The 17,262-nt window shown below is 71.3% G+C and carries 15 protein-coding genes; 6 read left to right on the forward strand and 9 right to left on the reverse strand.

Features of this window, described 5'->3' with window-relative positions:
* The first annotated feature begins 1 nt into the window (after nucleotide 1).
* Together AB3M82_RS07110 and AB3M82_RS07115 are read left to right on the forward strand one after the other, a co-directional pair.
* Nucleotides 2-1,549 carry a S8 family peptidase gene (locus tag AB3M82_RS07110; RefSeq protein WP_412956643.1) on the forward strand — a complete coding sequence of 516 codons (1,548 nt, stop codon included), beginning with the start codon at nucleotides 2-4 and terminating at the stop codon, nucleotides 1,547-1,549.
* A gap of 64 nt (nucleotides 1,550-1,613) precedes the next feature.
* A complete protein-coding gene (locus AB3M82_RS07115) occupies nucleotides 1,614-4,049 on the forward strand; it encodes a CHAT domain-containing protein (protein WP_412956644.1) in 2,436 nt (811 codons plus the stop codon).
* Nucleotides 4,050-4,412: 363 nt separating this feature from the next.
* On the opposite strand, the gene AB3M82_RS07120 is transcribed toward AB3M82_RS07115, so the two are convergent.
* Nucleotides 4,413-4,712, reverse strand: coding sequence for a chorismate mutase (locus tag AB3M82_RS07120; RefSeq protein WP_412956645.1), 300 nt, complete (start codon nucleotides 4,710-4,712; stop codon nucleotides 4,413-4,415).
* 77 nt (nucleotides 4,713-4,789) lie between these two features.
* Here AB3M82_RS07120 and AB3M82_RS07125 point away from each other — a divergent pair, with 77 nt between their 5' ends.
* Nucleotides 4,790-6,031: an AI-2E family transporter gene (locus AB3M82_RS07125; protein ID WP_412956647.1), complete on the forward strand. Its 1,242-nt coding sequence runs from the start codon at nucleotides 4,790-4,792 to the stop codon at nucleotides 6,029-6,031.
* 82 nt (nucleotides 6,032-6,113) lie between these two features.
* On the opposite strand, the gene AB3M82_RS07130 is transcribed toward AB3M82_RS07125, so the two are convergent.
* The 8 genes from AB3M82_RS07130 to AB3M82_RS07165 all read right to left on the reverse strand — a co-directional run bounded on the left by AB3M82_RS07130 (nucleotide 6,114) and on the right by AB3M82_RS07165 (nucleotide 13,852).
* On the reverse strand, nucleotides 6,114-7,037 hold the full coding sequence (locus AB3M82_RS07130) for an ABC transporter substrate-binding protein (RefSeq protein WP_412956649.1): 924 nt from the start codon (nucleotides 7,035-7,037) through the stop codon (nucleotides 6,114-6,116).
* 59 nt (nucleotides 7,038-7,096) lie between these two features.
* A complete protein-coding gene (locus AB3M82_RS07135; protein ID WP_412956650.1) occupies nucleotides 7,097-7,831 on the reverse strand; it encodes an ABC transporter permease in 735 nt (244 codons plus the stop codon).
* A complete protein-coding gene (locus AB3M82_RS07140; RefSeq protein ID WP_412956651.1) occupies nucleotides 7,828-8,511 on the reverse strand; it encodes an ABC transporter permease in 684 nt (227 codons plus the stop codon). The genes AB3M82_RS07135 and AB3M82_RS07140 overlap by 4 nt, the downstream gene beginning before the upstream one ends.
* A 1-nt stretch (nucleotide 8,512) precedes the next feature.
* A complete protein-coding gene (locus AB3M82_RS07145) occupies nucleotides 8,513-9,379 on the reverse strand; it encodes an ABC transporter ATP-binding protein (protein WP_412956653.1) in 867 nt (288 codons plus the stop codon).
* A gap of 53 nt (nucleotides 9,380-9,432) precedes the next feature.
* Complete coding sequence (locus tag AB3M82_RS07150) at nucleotides 9,433-9,735, reverse strand: DUF427 domain-containing protein (protein ID WP_412956654.1); 303 nt, start codon at nucleotides 9,733-9,735, stop codon at nucleotides 9,433-9,435.
* A 192-nt stretch (nucleotides 9,736-9,927) separates the two neighbouring features.
* Nucleotides 9,928-11,361 carry a dihydrolipoyl dehydrogenase family protein gene (locus AB3M82_RS07155; protein WP_412956655.1) on the reverse strand — a complete coding sequence of 478 codons (1,434 nt, stop codon included), beginning with the start codon at nucleotides 11,359-11,361 and terminating at the stop codon, nucleotides 9,928-9,930.
* 99 nt (nucleotides 11,362-11,460) lie between these two features.
* Nucleotides 11,461-12,561 (reverse strand): lactonase family protein, encoded by a 1,101-nt coding sequence (locus tag AB3M82_RS07160; protein WP_412956656.1) that lies wholly within the window; start codon nucleotides 12,559-12,561, stop codon nucleotides 11,461-11,463.
* Nucleotides 12,562-12,565: 4 nt separating this feature from the next.
* Nucleotides 12,566-13,852 carry an adenylosuccinate synthase gene (locus AB3M82_RS07165; RefSeq protein ID WP_412956658.1) on the reverse strand — a complete coding sequence of 429 codons (1,287 nt, stop codon included), beginning with the start codon at nucleotides 13,850-13,852 and terminating at the stop codon, nucleotides 12,566-12,568.
* A gap of 300 nt (nucleotides 13,853-14,152) precedes the next feature.
* Between AB3M82_RS07165 and AB3M82_RS07170 the strand changes: the two genes are divergently transcribed.
* From AB3M82_RS07170 to AB3M82_RS07180, 3 genes are all read left to right on the forward strand, one after another.
* Nucleotides 14,153-15,082, forward strand: coding sequence for a DMT family transporter (locus AB3M82_RS07170; protein WP_412956659.1), 930 nt, complete (start codon nucleotides 14,153-14,155; stop codon nucleotides 15,080-15,082).
* A gap of 109 nt (nucleotides 15,083-15,191) precedes the next feature.
* Nucleotides 15,192-15,920: a Pr6Pr family membrane protein gene (locus AB3M82_RS07175; protein WP_412956660.1), complete on the forward strand. Its 729-nt coding sequence runs from the start codon at nucleotides 15,192-15,194 to the stop codon at nucleotides 15,918-15,920.
* A 123-nt stretch (nucleotides 15,921-16,043) separates the two neighbouring features.
* Nucleotides 16,044-17,216 (forward strand): AAA family ATPase, encoded by a 1,173-nt coding sequence (locus tag AB3M82_RS07180; protein WP_412956661.1) that lies wholly within the window; start codon nucleotides 16,044-16,046, stop codon nucleotides 17,214-17,216.
* The last annotated feature ends 46 nt before the right edge of the window (nucleotides 17,217-17,262 follow it).

The raw sequence follows: 17,262 nt of genomic DNA on the forward strand, positions 1-17,262 counted from the left end.
CATGGAGCAGCCGAGGGGATGGACCTGGCAGGACCGCGCGGAGGGCTCGATCCGTCGGGGCACCGCACTCGATCCCACCGTGGAGCCGGTCGCAGGCGTTCGGGCGTTCCCGACCGCGTACCTGCCGGAGCGTCTGCTGATCACGCAGGATGCCGAGGACGGCGAGGAGTACGACCGGGAGATCCGCACCCTGCGCGACGCCGCGGACTCGTTCGGCTGGGTGCTGGAGATCGAGGCCGGCGCCCGGGAGTCCGGCGAACTGCTGCCGGGCGTCCCGGGGTTCCTGCGGGCGCGTCTGACGACCCCCGACGAACCGAGTCGCGGCGAATCGCCCGTGGCTCCCGACGCGTGGCGGGTGCTGCAGCGGGCGCGGCGCATGTCGCGGTCGACGATGCCGCGCACGAGCCTCGAGCACGTGCTGTCGATCGATCCGGTGGGCCTCAATCCGTTCACGCGCACGAATCCCTTCAGCCGCACGAACCCGTTCAGTCGCACGAACCCGGTGCGCGGTGCGGGGTCCGGCGGCAGCGACGACTACCTCGAGCCCGGGCGCGGCGCGCGCCAGCCGGTCACCTGGCTGGGTCCGGCGCCGGCCCGTGGACCCGATCCCGAGCACGGACGCCGGGCGGTCGTCGCCGTGCTCGACACCGGCTGCGGGGTGCACGACTGGCTCCCCGACGACATCGTCACCCGGCACATCGAGCTCGACGGGGTGCCGGTCGGCCTGACCGACGACGCCGATCCGGAGCGCTACCCCGATCTGTACGGGCAGCTCGACGGTGAGCTCGACGCCGTGGCGGGGCACGGCACGTTCATCGCGGGCATCGTGCGGCAGACGGCTCCGGATGCCGACATCCTCTCGGTCCGGGTCGCCGGGGCCCTCGGCGTGATCGATGAGAGCAGCCTGCTCACGACGGTCGCGCAGGTGGTCGAGCTGCTGCGCCGCTACCGCGAAGACCCGAAGACGGGGCATCCGATCGACGTGCTCAACCTGTCGCTGGGGTACTACCACGAGACGCCGACCGACGGTCAGTACAGTCTCACGCTGTACCGGCTGCTCGCGAAGGCGCGGGAGCTCGGATGCGTGGTGGTGTGCTCGGCGGGCAACGACGCGATCGACCGTCCGTCCTTCCCGGCGTCGCTGTGGCCGTGGCCGGGGTCGGACAACGGCCTCCCCGCCGACTCCTGGGCGCCCCACGTCTCGGTCGGGGCGCTCAACCCGTCCGCCCGATCGATCGCCCTCTTCTCGAACGTCGGCCCGTGGGTGCAGGTGTACGCACCGGGTGCGGCGGTCGTGAGCTGCTCCCCCGCCTTCGTCGGCGGGCAGCAGGCCATGACCCGGGCGGACGTCGACGGCCTGCACCGCGAGACCCTCGACCCCGACGACTACCGGGGCGGCTTCGCGGTGTGGAGCGGCACGTCGTTCGCGGCGCCGTACGTGGCGGGACGCATCGCCGCAGCGCTGGGCACCGTCTCGGAGACCGCGGATGCGGATGCCGCGACCACGGCGGTCCGGGCGGTACGGGAGGGCCTTCCGGCTCCGGCGTGACCCCGGGACGCGCGCCGGGTGACCGCCCCTTCCCCGTCTGCGCCCGAGCGGGCATGCTGGGGTGGTGCCTCTGTCCGCCCGCGAGCTGCATCGGCGCGGCGTCGAAGCGGCCAACGCGCGACGGTTCGCGGCGGCGCGCCGCGCGCTCGACGAGGCGACGCGTCGCACCGACGACCCCGAGCTGCGGGCGCGCATCGACGGCACTCGCGCCTACGTTCTGGCGCAGATCGGTCAGCCCGCAGCGGCGGAGGCTCTGTGCCGCGACGCGCTCGCCCGCCGCGGACTCCGCACCGAGACGACCGCGGTGCTCGCCGGGCAGCTGGGCGCGCTGCTGCTGCACGCCGGCATGCTGGGCGAGGCCGAGACGATGCTGACCCGCGCGATCGACGGCCTGAGTGCGCGCGGGGAAGACACGACCGAGCTCGCGAACTGCCTCATGAACCGCTCGATGGTGCGGATGCAGCGGCACGAGCTCACGGCATCCACCGACGACCTCCACCGGGCCGTGGCCGTGTACGAGGCGACCGGCGACGAGGAGTCGCTGGCCGAGGCCCGGCACAACCTCGGCTACGCGGCGCTGCTCGGCGGAGACCTGGTGACGGCGCTCGCCCTCATGACCCGCTCCCGGCCGACCCTCGCGGCCACGAGCGATCTCGCCGCCGCGATAAGCGACCTCGACCGGGCCGAGGTGCTGCGCGATGCCGGACTGACGACCGAGGCCGAGGCTTTGCTGGCCCGGGTCGCGAGACAGTTCGGGTCGCAGCGGATGCCGCAGGCGCGCGGCGAGGCGGAGTTCCACCTGGCACGGTCGCTCCTGCGCCACGATCCTCCGGCGGCAGAGCGCGTCGCCCGGGCCGCCGCGCGCCGCTTCACCGCTCTCGGCAGCGCGGGGTGGGCGGCCCGGGCCGAGGCACTGCGCCTGGAGGCCCGGCTGCACTCCGGGGCGGCCCCCGCATCCGTCCAGATCGGGAACACCGCCACCGCCCTCGTCAAGGGCGGGTTCCGCAGCGAGGCCGCTGCTCTGCGTCTCAGCGCACGGCGGGACGGCTCGGGGCGGATGCCGCGGCTCGACCCCTCCGCCCCCACGCCGCTGCGGTTGCGGGCGCAGGAGGTGAAAGCCGCACGGGCGCAGGCGGCGGGGCGACCGCGCGCCTCTCTCCGCGCGGCCGCCGTCGGGCTGGACCTCCTGACCGCGTGGCAGCGGTCGTTCGGCGCCCTCGACCTGCAGGCCTCGGTCGCCATGCACGGTCGCGACCTGATCTTCGCCGGCCTGTCGGCGGCGGCGGGATCCGGCGACCCCGCGCTGCTGTTCGAGTGGTCCGAGCGTGCGCGGCACCTCAGTCAGCGGGTGGCCCCGGTCCGGCCCCCGCGAGAGGAGCAGCAGGCCGCCGACCTCGCGGAGCTGCGGATGCTGCGCGCCGACCTCGCGGGCCGGGACTGGACGCTCGACCCCCGCGTGAGGGTGCTCCGCGACCGGATCCGCGAACGTCAGTGGTCGGGAACCGCCGCCGGGACCACCCGGGAGCGGTGGGATCTCGGCGCGGTGCGCGCGCGGCTCGACCCCGACACCGCCGTGCTCGCCTACGTGTTCACGGGCGAGGATCTGCTCTGCGTGGTGGCGACGGCATCCGATGCCCGGATCGTCCCGCTCTCCTGGCGGCGCGTGCAGCGTGCGATGGACGGACTCCGCGCCGACCTCGACGTCGCCGCGCTCACCCGCGGCGGGGCGATGGCGGGGCTGATCGAACGGTCGCTCGACGAGCGGCTGCGCCTGCTGGACGAGCAGCTGCTGCGCCCGGTCGCCTCGGGGGCGCGGCGGTTCGTCATCACCGTGCCGGGGGCGCTCGGCGGTGTGCCGTGGGCGATGCTGCCGAGCGTGCACGGTGTGCCGTTCACCCTCGCGACCTCCGTCTCGCGGTGGGCCGGAGACGAGGCGCCGGGGTCCGATCCGCCTCGTCGGGTCGGGTTCGCCGTCGGCCCGCGCGTGCCCCGCGGCGCGGAGGAGGTGCGCACGGCTCGCACGGCCTGGCAGCGGATCGGGGTCGACTCCGCCGTGCACGAGGGTGCCACGGCGAGCGTCGCGGCGGTCACCGCGCTCGCCAGCCGGTCGGACCTGCTGCACATCGCCGCGCACGGACGCCATGCGGTCGACAACCCGATCTTCTCGGGCTTCGAGCTCGCCGACGGCACGCTCTTCGGCTACGACGTCGACCTCATCTCGCCCGCTCCTGCCACCGTGATCCTCTCGGCGTGCGAGCTCGGCCGCTCCTCGGTGCGGTGGGGTGAGGAGGCGCTCGGCATGACGCGGGTCTGGCTGCATGCGGGCACCCGGTGCGTGATCGCCGCGCCCGTCGCCGTGCCGGACGACATCGCGTGCGAGCTGCTCGCCGCCGTGCACCAGAATCTGGCGGCGGGCATGGCCCCGGCACCCGCTCTGGCCGAAGCGACCGTCGCCACGGGCCATCGGGCGCCCTTCCAGTGCCACGGATCGGGTTTCTGAGCGGCTGCCGCGATCTCCCGTCACCGATGTATCAGGGCCGGCGGGGGGTGCTCCTGATCATCAGGAGGTGTCGACGCGAAAGGGCTCCATCAGACGGGGGGCGGGAGGCGCGGTCGACTGGGGAAACCGTGCGCTGGGGAGCGCGGAGCGACGGACACCGACTACTCAGAGGATGCCGCGGCACACCGCTGCGGCATCCTCGTGGGTCCGGCGTGACGGGGACGCCGGGCCCACACCTCCGCGCGCCCGCACCGGTTCCGCAGCGCCCTTCGTCTCGTCGCTTCGCTCCTCGCTCAGGAGCCGAGAGACACCCACCACCGGTTCCTGAGCGAGCGCAGCGAGACGAAGGGTCGGGAGCCGGCGTCAGCGCGACTCGGCGGCCTCGGTGTGGTGGCGGATCACTTCGGCGACGACGAAGTTGAACCACTTCTCGGCGAACTCGGGGTCGAGGTGCGCCTCTTCGGCGAGGGCACGCAGGCGCGCGACCTGCTGCTCCTCGCGGCCGGGGTCAGAGGCGGGCATCTTGTGCTCCGCCTTGAGATGACCGACCTGCTGCGTCGCGCGGAAGCGCTCGGCGAGCAGATAGATCAGCGCGGCGTCGATGTTGTCGATGCTGGCGCGCAGGCGCAGCAGCTCGGCCTGCGGATCCTGGGGGGCGGTCATCCCCATACTCTACGGGTCGTGCCGCGACCATCGCGGGACGGCGGCGGCAGGGGCGTCGCCCCGCTAGGGTGGCCTCCATGAGCGACGACACGCCCCCGGCATCCGCGCCCTCCGACGACGCGGCAGAGGCTGCCGGGCGGTCCTCCGTCGCGCCGGAGCCGGCATCCGTCCCGCGCGGATCGGATGCCGTGTCGACGGGTGACCCTGCTCCCACCGCGCCACCGGCACGACGGACGCCGGTCGCCGAGTCCCTGCCCCCGAGCCGGTCGTTCTGGACGCGGATCGACCGCCCCTTCATCTTCGGCTTCCTGCTCACACTGGGCGGACTCGCGGCCGTGCTGCTGGGGTTGACTCTCAGCAGTCTGTCGACCGTCCTCATCTACATCGCCCTCGCGCTGTTCGCCGCCCTCGGCCTCGATCCCGCGGTGCGCTTCCTCGAGCGGCGGGGACTGTCGCGCTCGCTCTCGGTCGTGTCGGTGATCCTCGGACTCGTGGTGGTCGTCGGCCTCCTCCTTTGGATGGTGGTGCCGATCGTGGTCGATCAGATCGCGGGCTTCGTGCAGTCGGTCCCGGGGATGATCGCGGACTTCCAGCGCACCGACATCTACGCCACTCTGGACGACCAGTTCGGCGATCAGTTCCAGACGCTGATCGGCGACGTGCAGACCTTCCTGTCCGACCCGGGCAACATCGCCAGCATCGGCGGCGGCGCGCTGAAGGTCGGAGCCTCGATCGCGACGGGCGTCTCGGGCGCGATCGTCGTGCTCGTCCTCACGCTGTACTTCGTCGCGACCCTCCCGACCATGAAGCGGGCGCTGCTCCGCCTGGCGCCGGCTCGCGAGCGCGACCGCATCGGAGACATCTCGGAGCAGATCACCGACTCGGTCGGCGGCTACGTCATGGGCATGGTCGTGCTGGCGTTCTGCAACGCGCTGTTCGCGCTGCTGCTGTTCGTGGTGCTCGGCCTGCCGTTCCCGCCGCTCATGGCGACGGTCGCCTTCTGCATCACGCTCATCCCGCTCGTCGGATCGGTGCTCTTCTGGATCATCGCGACCGTGCTCGCGCTCTTCACCGACCCGGTCGGAGCGCTCATCTTCGCGATCGCCTACCTCGTCTACATGCAGGTCGAGGCGTACCTGATCACGCCGCGCGTCATGAACAAGGCGATCTCGATCCCCGGCGCGCTGGTCGTGATCGGCGCCCTCGCCGGCGGCACGCTGCTCGGACTCCTCGGAGCGCTGGTGGCGGTGCCGGTCGCGGCATCCGTCCTCATCATCATCAAGCAGGTCTGGGTGCCGCGGCAGGACGCCCGCGTCTAGATCCGACGCGCTCACCCGCTGCACGCACAGAGGTGCCCGGACCCCTCGGGATCCGGGCACCTCCAACGACGGGCTCAGGAGATCAGATCAGGCCCTGGTCCTTCAGCCACTCGGCGGCGATGTCGGCCGACGACTGCTGGTCGACGGTGCTCTTCACGTTCAGCGACACCAGCTCCTCAGCGGTGAGCTTGGCGTTGACCGCGTTGAGCACCTCGGAGATCTCGTCGGCGATGTCGCTCGACACGATCGGCACCACGTTCGACGAGATGATCAGGTTCTCGGGGTCTTCGAGCGCCACGATGTCTTCGGTCTCGAAGGCCGGGTCTGCGGTGTAGATGTCGGCCACCTGGATCTCGCCCGCGAGAAGCGACTCGAGCGTGCTGGGTCCCGTGGCCGAGAAGCCGAGGTCGACGCCGTAGACCTCCTTGGCCGCGGACGGGCTGTACGGACGCTGCTCGAACTCCGGTGCCGCGCCGATCGTGACCGGCGTGGTGACCTTCGCGAGGTCGCCGATGGTGACCAGGCCGTTCTCGTCGGCGAAGCTCTGGAGCACCGTGTAGGTGTCCTGGTCGGACGCCTCGGCGTAGTCGAGCGCGGTGAGGCCGTCGGGCAGGGCGTCCTGCAGGGCGGCGTAGACGTCTTCAGGGCTCGTGACGTCGACCTCGTCCTCCGAGAGGTACTCCAGCAGGCTGCCGGTGTACTCGGGGAACACGTCGATGTCGCCGGACTCGACCTCGGGCATGTACGCGTCGCGCTGGCCGATGTTGAGCTGCTTCTCGACGTCGTACCCGGCATTCTCGAGGGCCTGGGCGTAGATCTCGGCGATGATCTCGTTCGAGTAGTACGCCTGCGAGCCGACGACGATCGTGTCGCCGCTCCCCGAACCCTCGCTCGAGTCGGACGGCTCGTCGAGCGGGTTGCCGCTGCCGCAGGCCGACAGGGTGAGAGCCGCCGCGGCGACCAGGCCGACGGCGAAGACCGAGCGCTTGCCTCGTGCTGTGAACATGGACTTCCTCTTCTCTGGGACTTCAGGGAACTGCGAGTGCTGTGGATTCAAGGGACGGATCAGGCGGGGGCGGATGCCGGCGCGGTCGCCGTGACCTTCGCGACGCGGCGGCGACGGCTCGGGCCGGGGGTGCGGAGACCGCGGGGCATCGCGGCGTGCTGGGCGGCCGCGAGCAGGAGGTCGACGATCAGGGCGAGGGCGGCGACGATGATCGCGCCCGCGAGCACCTGGTCGAAGCGTCGCAACGGGATGCCCTGGATGATGGGCCAGCCCAGGCCGCCGAGATTGACGTAGGCGGCGATCGTGACGGTCGCGATGACCTGCAGGATGGCGGACCGCAGACCCCCGACCAGCAGCGGGAGGCCGAGGGGCACCTCGACCTTCCAGAACACCTGCCACCCGGTCATGCCCATGGCCTTCGCCGCGTCGATGGTGCGCCGGTCGATGGCTTCGAGCCCGGTGTAGGCGCCCGCGAGCAGCGACGGGATCGCGAGCAGGACGAACGTGATGATCGCGGCCTGCGGAGTGCGGAGCACGCCGAGCAGGAGCACGAGCAGCACCATGAGACCGAACGACGGGATCGCCCGCGCGGCTCCCGAAACCGCGACGGCCACCTCGCGGCCACGACCGGTGTGCCCGATCAGCCAGCCGAGCGGAAGGGCGATGACGGCCGCGATGAGCACCGAGATCGCGGTGAGCGAGAGGTGCTCGCCCAGCAGCTTGGGCAGCGCGTAGTTTCCCGTCCACTGGGCGGGATCCGTGATCCAGGCGAGCGCCTCGCCGAACAGGTTCATGCGGCGGGCGCCTTCACGGCGATGGCGCGCTCGGCGGAGGCCCGCGCGGCGACGCGCGTCCAGGGCATGAGTGCACGCCCCAGGAGCAGCAGGATCAGATCGATCACGAGGGCGATCACCACGACAGCGACCACGCCCGCGAACACCTCGGGGATGATGCGTCGCTCGAGGCCGTTCGTGAACAGGTAGCCGAGGTTGGTGACTCCGATGAGGATGCCGACGGTCGCGAGCGAGATCGTGCTGACGGCCGTGACGCGGAGGCCGGCCAGGATCACGGGGCCGGCGAGCGGGAACTCGACGGCCCAGAACCGGCGGAACGGCGCGAATCCGGTGGCCGTCGCCGCCTGGCGCACATCGTCGTCGACCGACTCGAGGCCGTCGGCGACCGCGCGCACGAGGATCGCGACCGCGTAGATCGTCAAAGCGATCACGAGGTTCGTCGGGCTGATCGCGCTGTAGCCGAGTGCCGCCGGGAGCAGGATCAGCAGAGCCAGCGAGGGGATCGTGTACAGCAGCCCGGTCAGGACGATGATCGGACCCCGCACGAGGCGGTACCGCCACGCCACCCAGCCCAGGGGCAGCGACAGGAGGAAGCCGAGCACGATGGGCACGATGCTCTGCTGCAGATGGATCCCGGTGAGCTGGAAGATCAGCCCCAGGTTGTCGACGACCCAGCTCACGTCACTCCGCCCTCCCGGTGAGGGTGGCCGCGGCATCCGCCTCTGACCCCTCCGGGGAGTCGACGATCGCTCCCTGGGTGCGCCCCTCGGAATCGACCACGACCGTGCCGCGCGCCGTCTGCTTGAGATGCAGCGCGCGTCGGCCGCGGTCGGCTCCGATGAACGCCGCGACGAAGTCGTCGGCCGGATTCTCGATGATCTCGCTCGGGCTGCCGACCTGCACGATCCGCGCTCCCTTGTCGAGGATCACGACCTGATCGCCCAGGAGGAAGGCCTCGTCGATGTCGTGCGTGACGAAGACCACCGTCTTGTCGAGCTCGCGCTGAAGGCGGAGGGTCTCCTGCTGCAGATCGGCGCGCACGATCGGGTCGACCGCGCCGAACGGCTCGTCCATCAACAGGATGTTCGGGTCGGCGGCGAGTCCGCGGGCGACTCCGACGCGCTGCTGCTGCCCGCCCGAGAGCTGGCTGGGGTACCGGTCGGCGAGGGAGCGGTCGAGCCCCACGGTGTCGAGCAGCGTGCGGGCGCGCTCGTGCGCCTGCGGCTTCTTCACCCCGGTCAGACGCAGCACCGTCGCGACGTTGTCGATGACGGTGAAGTGCGGCATGAGCCCGGAGTTCTGCATCACGTACCCGATGCGTCGCCGCAGCTGCACGGGGTCGCCGCCGAGCACACTCTCCCCGTCGATCTCGACCTCGCCCGAGGTCGGCTCGACCATGCGGTTGATCATGCGCAGCAGCGTGGTCTTGCCGCAGCCGGAGGATCCGACGAACACCGTCGTCTTGCGCGACGGCAGCACGAGACTGAAGTCGTTCACCGCGACGGTGCCGTCGGGGAACTGCTTCGTGACATGGCGGAACTCGATCATGCGGGTCTCCCGTCGGTCGATCGATCAGTGCGGAGTCGGATGCCGTCGGCCGATCAGGCCGAGACCTCCACCCCCGGCGCGAAGGCCACGTAGCCCGAGAAGTCCGCCCCGACCCGGTCGAACGCGGACGGATACGGGTTCGGGTACGACCAGGCGAGGTCTTTGTGGAGGTCGCCTCCCGCCTGCACCGAGTAGTACTGGCACACGCCCTTCCACGGACAGGTGTAGGGGGTGGGGCTCTCGACGAGCGCCCCGGGCGCGATCGATGCGGGCGGGAAGTACCAGTTGCCCTCGATGCGGATGAGGTCGTCTTTTGCGGCCTCGGCGATGACGGTTCCTGCGAGTACAGCCTTCATGGTCCTGCCTCCTCGGATGTGGGTTCGAGCGTATAAGAGGTGTCCGACATTGTGGGATGGCTTGCGGCGAACCCCGTCACTGTGGGAAACAGGGCGCGCACGCCTCCGCCCGCGGTTCCGCTCTCTCTTCGGAGCGGATGCCGGTTCGGATGGGATGCCGGTCGCGGAGAGTCTCCGTGCCGGAGCTGCCGCTCACGCGGATGCCCTCCCGTAGCCTTCGAGCAGCCGGAGCCAGATCTCGCTCACGGTCGGGTAGGACGGCACGGCGTGCCACAGCCGAGCGACGGGGACTTCGCCGACGATCGCGATCGTCGCGGCCTGGACCAGCTCCGCGACCTCGGGGCCGACGAACGTGGCGCCGACGACGACGTCGCGGGCCGTGTCGATCACGAGGCGCGCCTGGCCCTCGAAGCCGTCCTCGTAGAGGCTCGCTCCGGCGACCCAGCCGAGGTCGTAGTCGACGACGGCGACCTCGTGCCCGGCATCCTTCGCGGCCTTCTCGGTCAGTCCGACCGAGCCCACCTCCGGGATCGAGAACGTCACCTGCGGCACGGCGGCCTGGTCGGCCGTCGCGACGTGGCGCCCCCACGGGGCGTCGTCCACCGGCCCGCCCTGGGCGCGAGCCGCGATCACATCGCCCGCGGCGCGGGCCTGGTACTTGCCCTGGTGAGTGAGGAGCACGCGTCCGTTCACGTCGCCGACCGCGTAGAGCCAGTCCGATCCCGGCACGCGCATCGTGTCGTCGACCGAGATCCAGCGGCCGGGTTCGAGTCCGGCGGTCTCCAGTCCGATGTCGCCGCTGCGGGGCGAGCGCCCGGTGGCGACCAGCACCTCCGCGGCCGTGACCTCGGAGTCGTCGTCCAGCGTCAGAATCACGCCGTCGTCGCCGCGGCGCACCGCGGTGGTGCCCGTGTTCAGGCGCACGTCGACGCCCAGCTCGCGGAGCCCCGCCGCCACCCGCTCGCCCGCGAAGGGCTCCATGCCGCCCAGCAGTCCGCTGCGGGCGACCAGGGTGACGGTCGAGCCGAGGGCCGCGTACGCCGTGGCCATCTCGACCGCGACCACGCCGCCGCCGATCACGGCCAGCGATTCCGGCAGCTCCTCCGCACTGGTGGCCTCGCGGCTCGTCCAGGGCGACGCCTCGCGGAGCCCGGGGATCGGCGGCACGACGGCATCCGACCCCGTGCTTATCGCCACCGCGTGCCGGGCGCGGAGCACGCGCGTGCCGCCGTCGGCGTCGGTCACCGTCACCTCCCGCTCGCCGGTGAGGCGACCGTGGCCGCGGGCCAGATCGATGCGGGCCGACTCGAGCCAGCGCACCTGACCGTCGTCGGACCAGTTGCTGGTGAACGAGTCTCGCCGGGCGAACACCGCGCGCACGTCGAGGGCGCCCGTCACCGCCTCCTTCGCCCCGGCGACGTGCTGGGCCGCGCGCAGCGCCTGGGCCGAGCGGAGCAGCGCCTTCGAGGGCATGCACGCCCAGTAGGAGCATTCGCCGCCGACCAGCTCGCTCTCCACGATGATCGCGGTGAGGCCGCCCTGCACGGCGCGGTCCGCGACGTTCTCGCCGACCGGGCCACCGCCCAGGACGATCAGGTCGTACTCGTTCGTCTTCTCCGTCGTCATGCCTGCGCCTCTCCGCCCAACAGTCTTGCTCAACAGCAACACCGTGTCACGGGTCGGTTGTTCCCGGGCGCGTTTCCCGGGTGCGGCGCCGCAGCGCGTTCAGCGCACGGGCAGGATGTGGGTCGGCGTCGCCGCGGGCGCCTGGTGCCGGATGCCGAGCGGAGCGCCCGTGCGCTCGTCGAGGTCGATCAGGCTGAAGGAGTCCGACCGCTGCCCGGCGACGACGAGCTTGCCCTCGAACACGAGGTGGTGGCGCGGCCAGTCCACACCGGAGTCGGCGAGCGCGAAGGACTCGACGCGCTCACCCGCGCCGTGCACCCGCAGCGCCGCGATCGTGTTGCTGCCGCGCAGCGCCGTGTACAGGAACTGACCGTCGCGGCTGCGGGCGAGCTCGGCGGGGAAGTCGACGCCGAGCTCGGCGATGGGGCTCGTGAGCGTCGACGCCACGACGCCCCACGTGCCGTCCGGGCCCGAGGCGAGCGTGAACACCTCGCACGAGTACTCGGTCACGACGTGGAGGTGTCCGCTGGGGTGCACGACCATGTGACGCGGTCCGACGCCGAGGGGCAGGACCACCTCGTGATCGAGCCGGAGTCCTGCGGCCGTCGGGCGCCATAACCGCACGAGGTCGAAACCCAGGTCGCAGGTGACGATGCGTCCGTCCGGGAGGAACGCCGCCGAGTGGGCGTGGGAGGCGCGGTCCGGGGCGGCGTGGGGGTCGACGGCCGCGGCCCCGACCCCGGGCTCGTCCTTCACGGCGTCGGGGTCGTCGTCGCCGAACAGGGCCGCGCGCAGCGCCGCCGCGGCATCCGCCTTCGCCGGCACGATGCGCCCGTCGGCGGCGAGTCCGAAGCGGACCACCCGCCCGTCCCCGTAGCAGCTCGCGATCAGCGTCGAGCCGTCGCGTGAGACCACCAGATGGCACACGCCCTCGCCCGCCCGGACCGGTTCCCCGAGCGGTGCGAGCGTCGCCTCGCCGGATCGTGCGAACGCCTGCACGGCGCCGTCGTCTTCGAGGGCGGCGTAGACGACATCGAGCGACGGATGCTGCGCCAGCCACGACGGCGACGGCGCGGGAGCCGCCAGGTCGCGGAAGGAGAGGGTGGTCGCCTCGCGTCCGTCGTCGCCCGCGAGGAATCCGATCCCCTCGGCGGACCCGCCCATCTCGGGGCCGTAGCCGCCGAGCCAGAACCGCGTCACGGGATCAGTCGAGGAGGTCGTGGCGGACGACGACCTGGTCGCGCTCCGGACCCACGCCGATGACGGAGATGCGCGTATTGCTCATCGCCTCCAGGGCGAGCACGTAGTCCCGCGCGTTCTTCGGCAGATCGTCGAAGGTGCGCGCGGTCGAGATGTCTTCGCTCCAGCCCGGGAAGTACTCGAGGATCGGCGTCGCGTGGTGGAAGTCGGTCTGGTTGACCGGCACCTCGTCGAAGCGCTCGCCGTCGACGTCGTACGCCACGCACACCGGGATCTGCTCGAGGCCGGTGAGGATGTCGAGCTTGGTCAGCACCAGGTCTGTGATGCCGTTGACGCGGGTGGCGTAGCGGGTGATGGGGGCGTCGTACCAGCCCACCCGGCGCGGACGGCCGGTGGTGGTGCCGAACTCGAAGCCCCGGGACCGGAGCCATTCGCCCTGCTCGTCGAAGAGCTCGGTCGGGAACGGACCGGATCCGACGCGGGTCGTGTAGGCCTTGACGATGCCGACGATGCGGTCGAGCGCGCCCGGGCCGACGCCGGAGCCCGACGCCGCACCCGCCGCCGTGGCGGTCGAGGAGGTGACGAACGGGTACGTGCCGTGGTCGATGTCGAGCATGGTGGCCTGGCCGCCCTCGAAGACGACGACCTCGCCCCGCTCGAGGGCCTCGGAGATCAGGTAGCCGGTGTCGGCGACCATCGGACGCAGGCGCTCGGCGTACGACAGCAGCTCGTCCACGATCTCGTCGACGGTCACCGCACGACGGTTGAAGACCTTCACGAGCAGGTGGTTCTTCTGGTCGAGGGCGCCCTCGACCTTCTGCCGCAGGATGTTCTCGTCGAAGAGGTCCTGCACGCGGATGCCGACGCGGTTGATCTTGTCGGCGTACGCCGGTCCGATCCCGCGACCGGTGGTGCCGATGTTTCGCTTGCCGAGGAAGCGCTCGGTGACCTTGTCGAGCGTGCGGTGGTACTGCGTGATGATGTGCGCGTTGGCGCTGACCTTGAGGCGCGACACGTCGATGCCGCGGGCGCCGAGCGCCTCGAGCTCGCTGAACAGCACCTCGAGGTCGATCACCACGCCGTTGCCGATCACCGGGGTGACGCCGGGGGAGAGGATGCCGGAGGGCAGCAGGTGCAGCGCGTACTTCTCGTTGCCGACCACGACCGTGTGACCGGCGTTGTTGCCGCCGTTGAACTTCACCACCCAGTCGGTGCGCTCACCGAGCAGATCGGTGGCCTTGCCCTTTCCTTCGTCGCCCCACTGCACACCGACGATGACGATTCCTGGCATGGGTAACCCCCTGGCTGGCCGGGATTCCACCGGCCTGATGAGCTGGCCCGAACGGGCGCCTCCATCCTACCGAAGGGGGCGACATCGCCCTTCTTCCGCGGCATCGCCTCACCAATCGCAGGAGATCTCCCGACGCGAAGGATCGGATGCCGCATCCGCTCCTTCGTTCCGAGAGATCTCCTTCATTCCGAGGGTGGCGCTCGAACCCCGCCGAAGGAGTCGTCGTGGGAGGCGGGAATCCTCCGACGACTGTCCGTCGCCGGCGTCGCGGATGTCGGTGGGCCCTGTCACCATCGGAGGATGTCGAAGACCGCTCCCCTCTCCCGCGGACTGCCGAGCACGAAGCAGCGGCAAGGTCCGCTGGTGCTCGTGGCCGCCCTGGTCACGGTGGTGCTGTGGGCCTCGGCGTTCATCGGCATCCGCGGCGCCGGTCCGCACTTCGACCCCGGGGCGCTCGCGCTCCTGCGCATGGCGGTCGGGAGTCTCGTGCTGGCGATCATCGCGGTGCGCCACGGCATCCGTCTGCCCGCACGCCGGCACTGGTGGCTGGTCGCCGTCTGGGGCGTCGGCTGGTTCTGCGTCTACAACCTGGCGCTCAACGCCGCCGAGCGCACGCTCGACGCCGGCACCGCCGCGATGGTCGTGAACCTCGCGCCGCTGATGGTCGTGGTGTTCAGCGGCCTGTTCCTGCGCGAGGGCTTCCCGAAGCCCCTCATCATCGGAGCGCCGATCGCCTTCCTCGGGGTCGTGCTCATCGGCATGAACTCGCAGGCGGCGGAAGGGCAGGGACCGGACATCACGGGTCTGCTGCTCGCGCTGCTGGCCGCGGTCATGTACGCCGGCTGCACCCTGCTGCAGAAGCACCTGCTGAGCGCGGGGTCGGACCCGACCACCCTCACGTGGCTCGGAGCCCTCGCGGGAACGGTGGCGCTGCTCCCGTGGACGGGCAGCCTGATCGGGGCCCTGCAGACGGCCCCGCTCGACGCCACGCTCTGGGTGGTGTACCTCGGCATCTTCCCGACCGCCATCGCCTTCACGACCTGGGCGTTCGTACTGCAGCGCAGCACCGCCGGGCAGACCTCGGCCACGACCTACGTCGTGCCGGCGATCGCGATCCTGATGTCGTGGGCCATCCTCGGCGAGGTGCCGACGCCGTTGATGTTCCTCGGCGGCGCACTCTGTCTGCTGGGCGTGCTCGTCACGCGGCTGCGATGGGGGCGGAAGGGCTGACTCAGGCCCACGCGTCGCGTCAGGCCGCTTCGGCGGGAATCGGCCTGATGCGAGCAGTTCGCCTGATCCGGCGGGCGCCATCCCGGTACATTGGCCCCCGGGAGGCTCGATGAACAGCTGGTGGCCCTCTCTGCGTATCGCCGCGGCAGCTCTCGGCACGGCCGCGATCGTCCGCCAGCTCACCCAGTCCGTCGGCAACGCGCTCGACTCCTCCACCGAGTGGGGGGCGCATCTGCCGACGGTCGTCGCGAACTTCTTCAGCTTCTTCACGATCCTGTCGAACATCGGCGCCGTGGTCGCCTTCACCGCCGGCGCGGTCTGGATGCTGCGAACCCGGCGCAATGACACCCCGGAGCCGCGGTGGCTCGCCGTCCTCCTCGTGTGCGCGAGCACGTACATGATCGTCACGGGCATCGTCTACAACGTGCTGCTGCGCGGGATCTCGCTCGAGGGCCTGTCGGAGGTGTGGACCAACGAGACCCTGCACGTGATCATCCCGCTCGCCATGCTCGCCGACGTGCTGTTCGCGCCGCGGCGCCGAGCACTCGGCTGGAGCGCCGCCCTCATCGCGGCGATCTTCCCCATCGTCTGGGCGGTCTACACGATGGTCCGGGCCAACTTCGTCACCGGACCCCTCACGGGCAACGCCTGGTGGTACCCGTACCCCTTCCTCGACCCGCACGCGCCCAGCAGCTACCTCGTCGTCGCCGTCTACATCGTCGGCATCGCCGTCGTCATCGTCGGGGTCGCGGCGGGGGTGGTCGCGATCGGCCGGCGCCGCGGCATCCGCGCCTCCGACGACGACGAGAGGTCGACGGAGCCCGCCCTCGCCTCCTGAGCACCCGGGCGGCGGGCGGGCAGGGCAGTTCTCCCCATGCCCGCAGGTCCGAACGTCGGAGGGTTGTGGTTACGCTGGTGGGCGGGGACCGCGGCGTCTCCCGCATCCTCGAGGAGACAGCTGATGAACGAGCCCTACGCGCCGGACCCGTCGACCGGCACGGCCCCGCCGCCCCCTCCCGCACCGCCCGCTCCCGCGCTCCGTCGCGAGGCGTCCGAGGAGTCGGCCCCGCCTCCGCCTCCCGCTCCCGCACACCCCGCTGCCCCGGCGACGTCGGCAGCCGCACCTGCCGCGGAAGGGACCGCGAAGGGCGCCCCGACCGACGCCGAACTCGCGCGCGCCGGTGAGGTGCTGCGGGTGGTGTCGGAGGCGTACTCCGCGAAGATGGTCGGCCAGGAGCGTCTGCGCATGAGCCTGCTGATCTCGCTGATCGCCGGCGGCCACATCCTGCTCGAGAGCGTCCCCGGGCTCGCCAAGACGACGGCGGCCAGCACGCTCGCCGACACCGTGAAGGCGCAGTTCAAGCGCATCCAATGCACCCCCGACCTGCTGCCGAGCGACATCACGGGCAACCAGATCTACGACGCCGCGACGGGGTCTTTCCGCACGGTCCTCGGTCCGGTGCACGCGAACTTCGTGCTGCTCGACGAGATCAACCGCTCGAGCGCCAAGACGCAGAGCGCGATGCTCGAGGCCATGCAGGAGCACCAGACGACGATCGGCGGCGAGGTCCACCACCTTCCGAAGCCGTTCCTCGTGATCGCGACGCAGAACCCCATCGAGCAGGAGGGCACCTACGAGCTGCCCGAGGCGCAGATGGACCGCTTCCTGCTGAAGGAGATCGTCGAGTACCCGAGTCCCGCCGAGGAGTTCGAGATCCTCGGCCGCATCGACTCGGGCGTGCTCGACCCCGACCGCCACGTGTCGAGCGCGATCTCGCTCGACGACGTGCACATGCTGCAGGACGTCGCGAGCCGCATCTACGTCGACCCGGCGATCCGCAACTACATCGTCTCGATCTCGTACGTGACCCGGAACCCGGCGCCGTACATCGGCGACGAGCGGGCCCGCTTCATCAAGTACGGCGCGAGCCCCCGTGCCAGCATCGCCTTCCTGCAGGCCTCCCGCGCACTCGCCCTGCTCAAGGGGCGCTCGCACGTGCTGCCCGAAGACATCCGCGAGCTCCGGCACCTCGTGCTGCGCCACCGCGTGCTGCTCACGTTCGAGGCCGATGCCGAGGGCATCCGGAGCGAGGAGATCATCGACCAGATCTTCGCCGCGGTGCCGACCCCCTGACCCTCGCCGGGTTCAGGGATCGTCAAGGCCGCTCCGGGATCGTAGA

Origin of the sequence: Microbacterium californiense (assembly GCF_047246625.1) — a bacterium.
Lineage (GTDB): Bacteria > Actinomycetota > Actinomycetes > Actinomycetales > Microbacteriaceae > Microbacterium.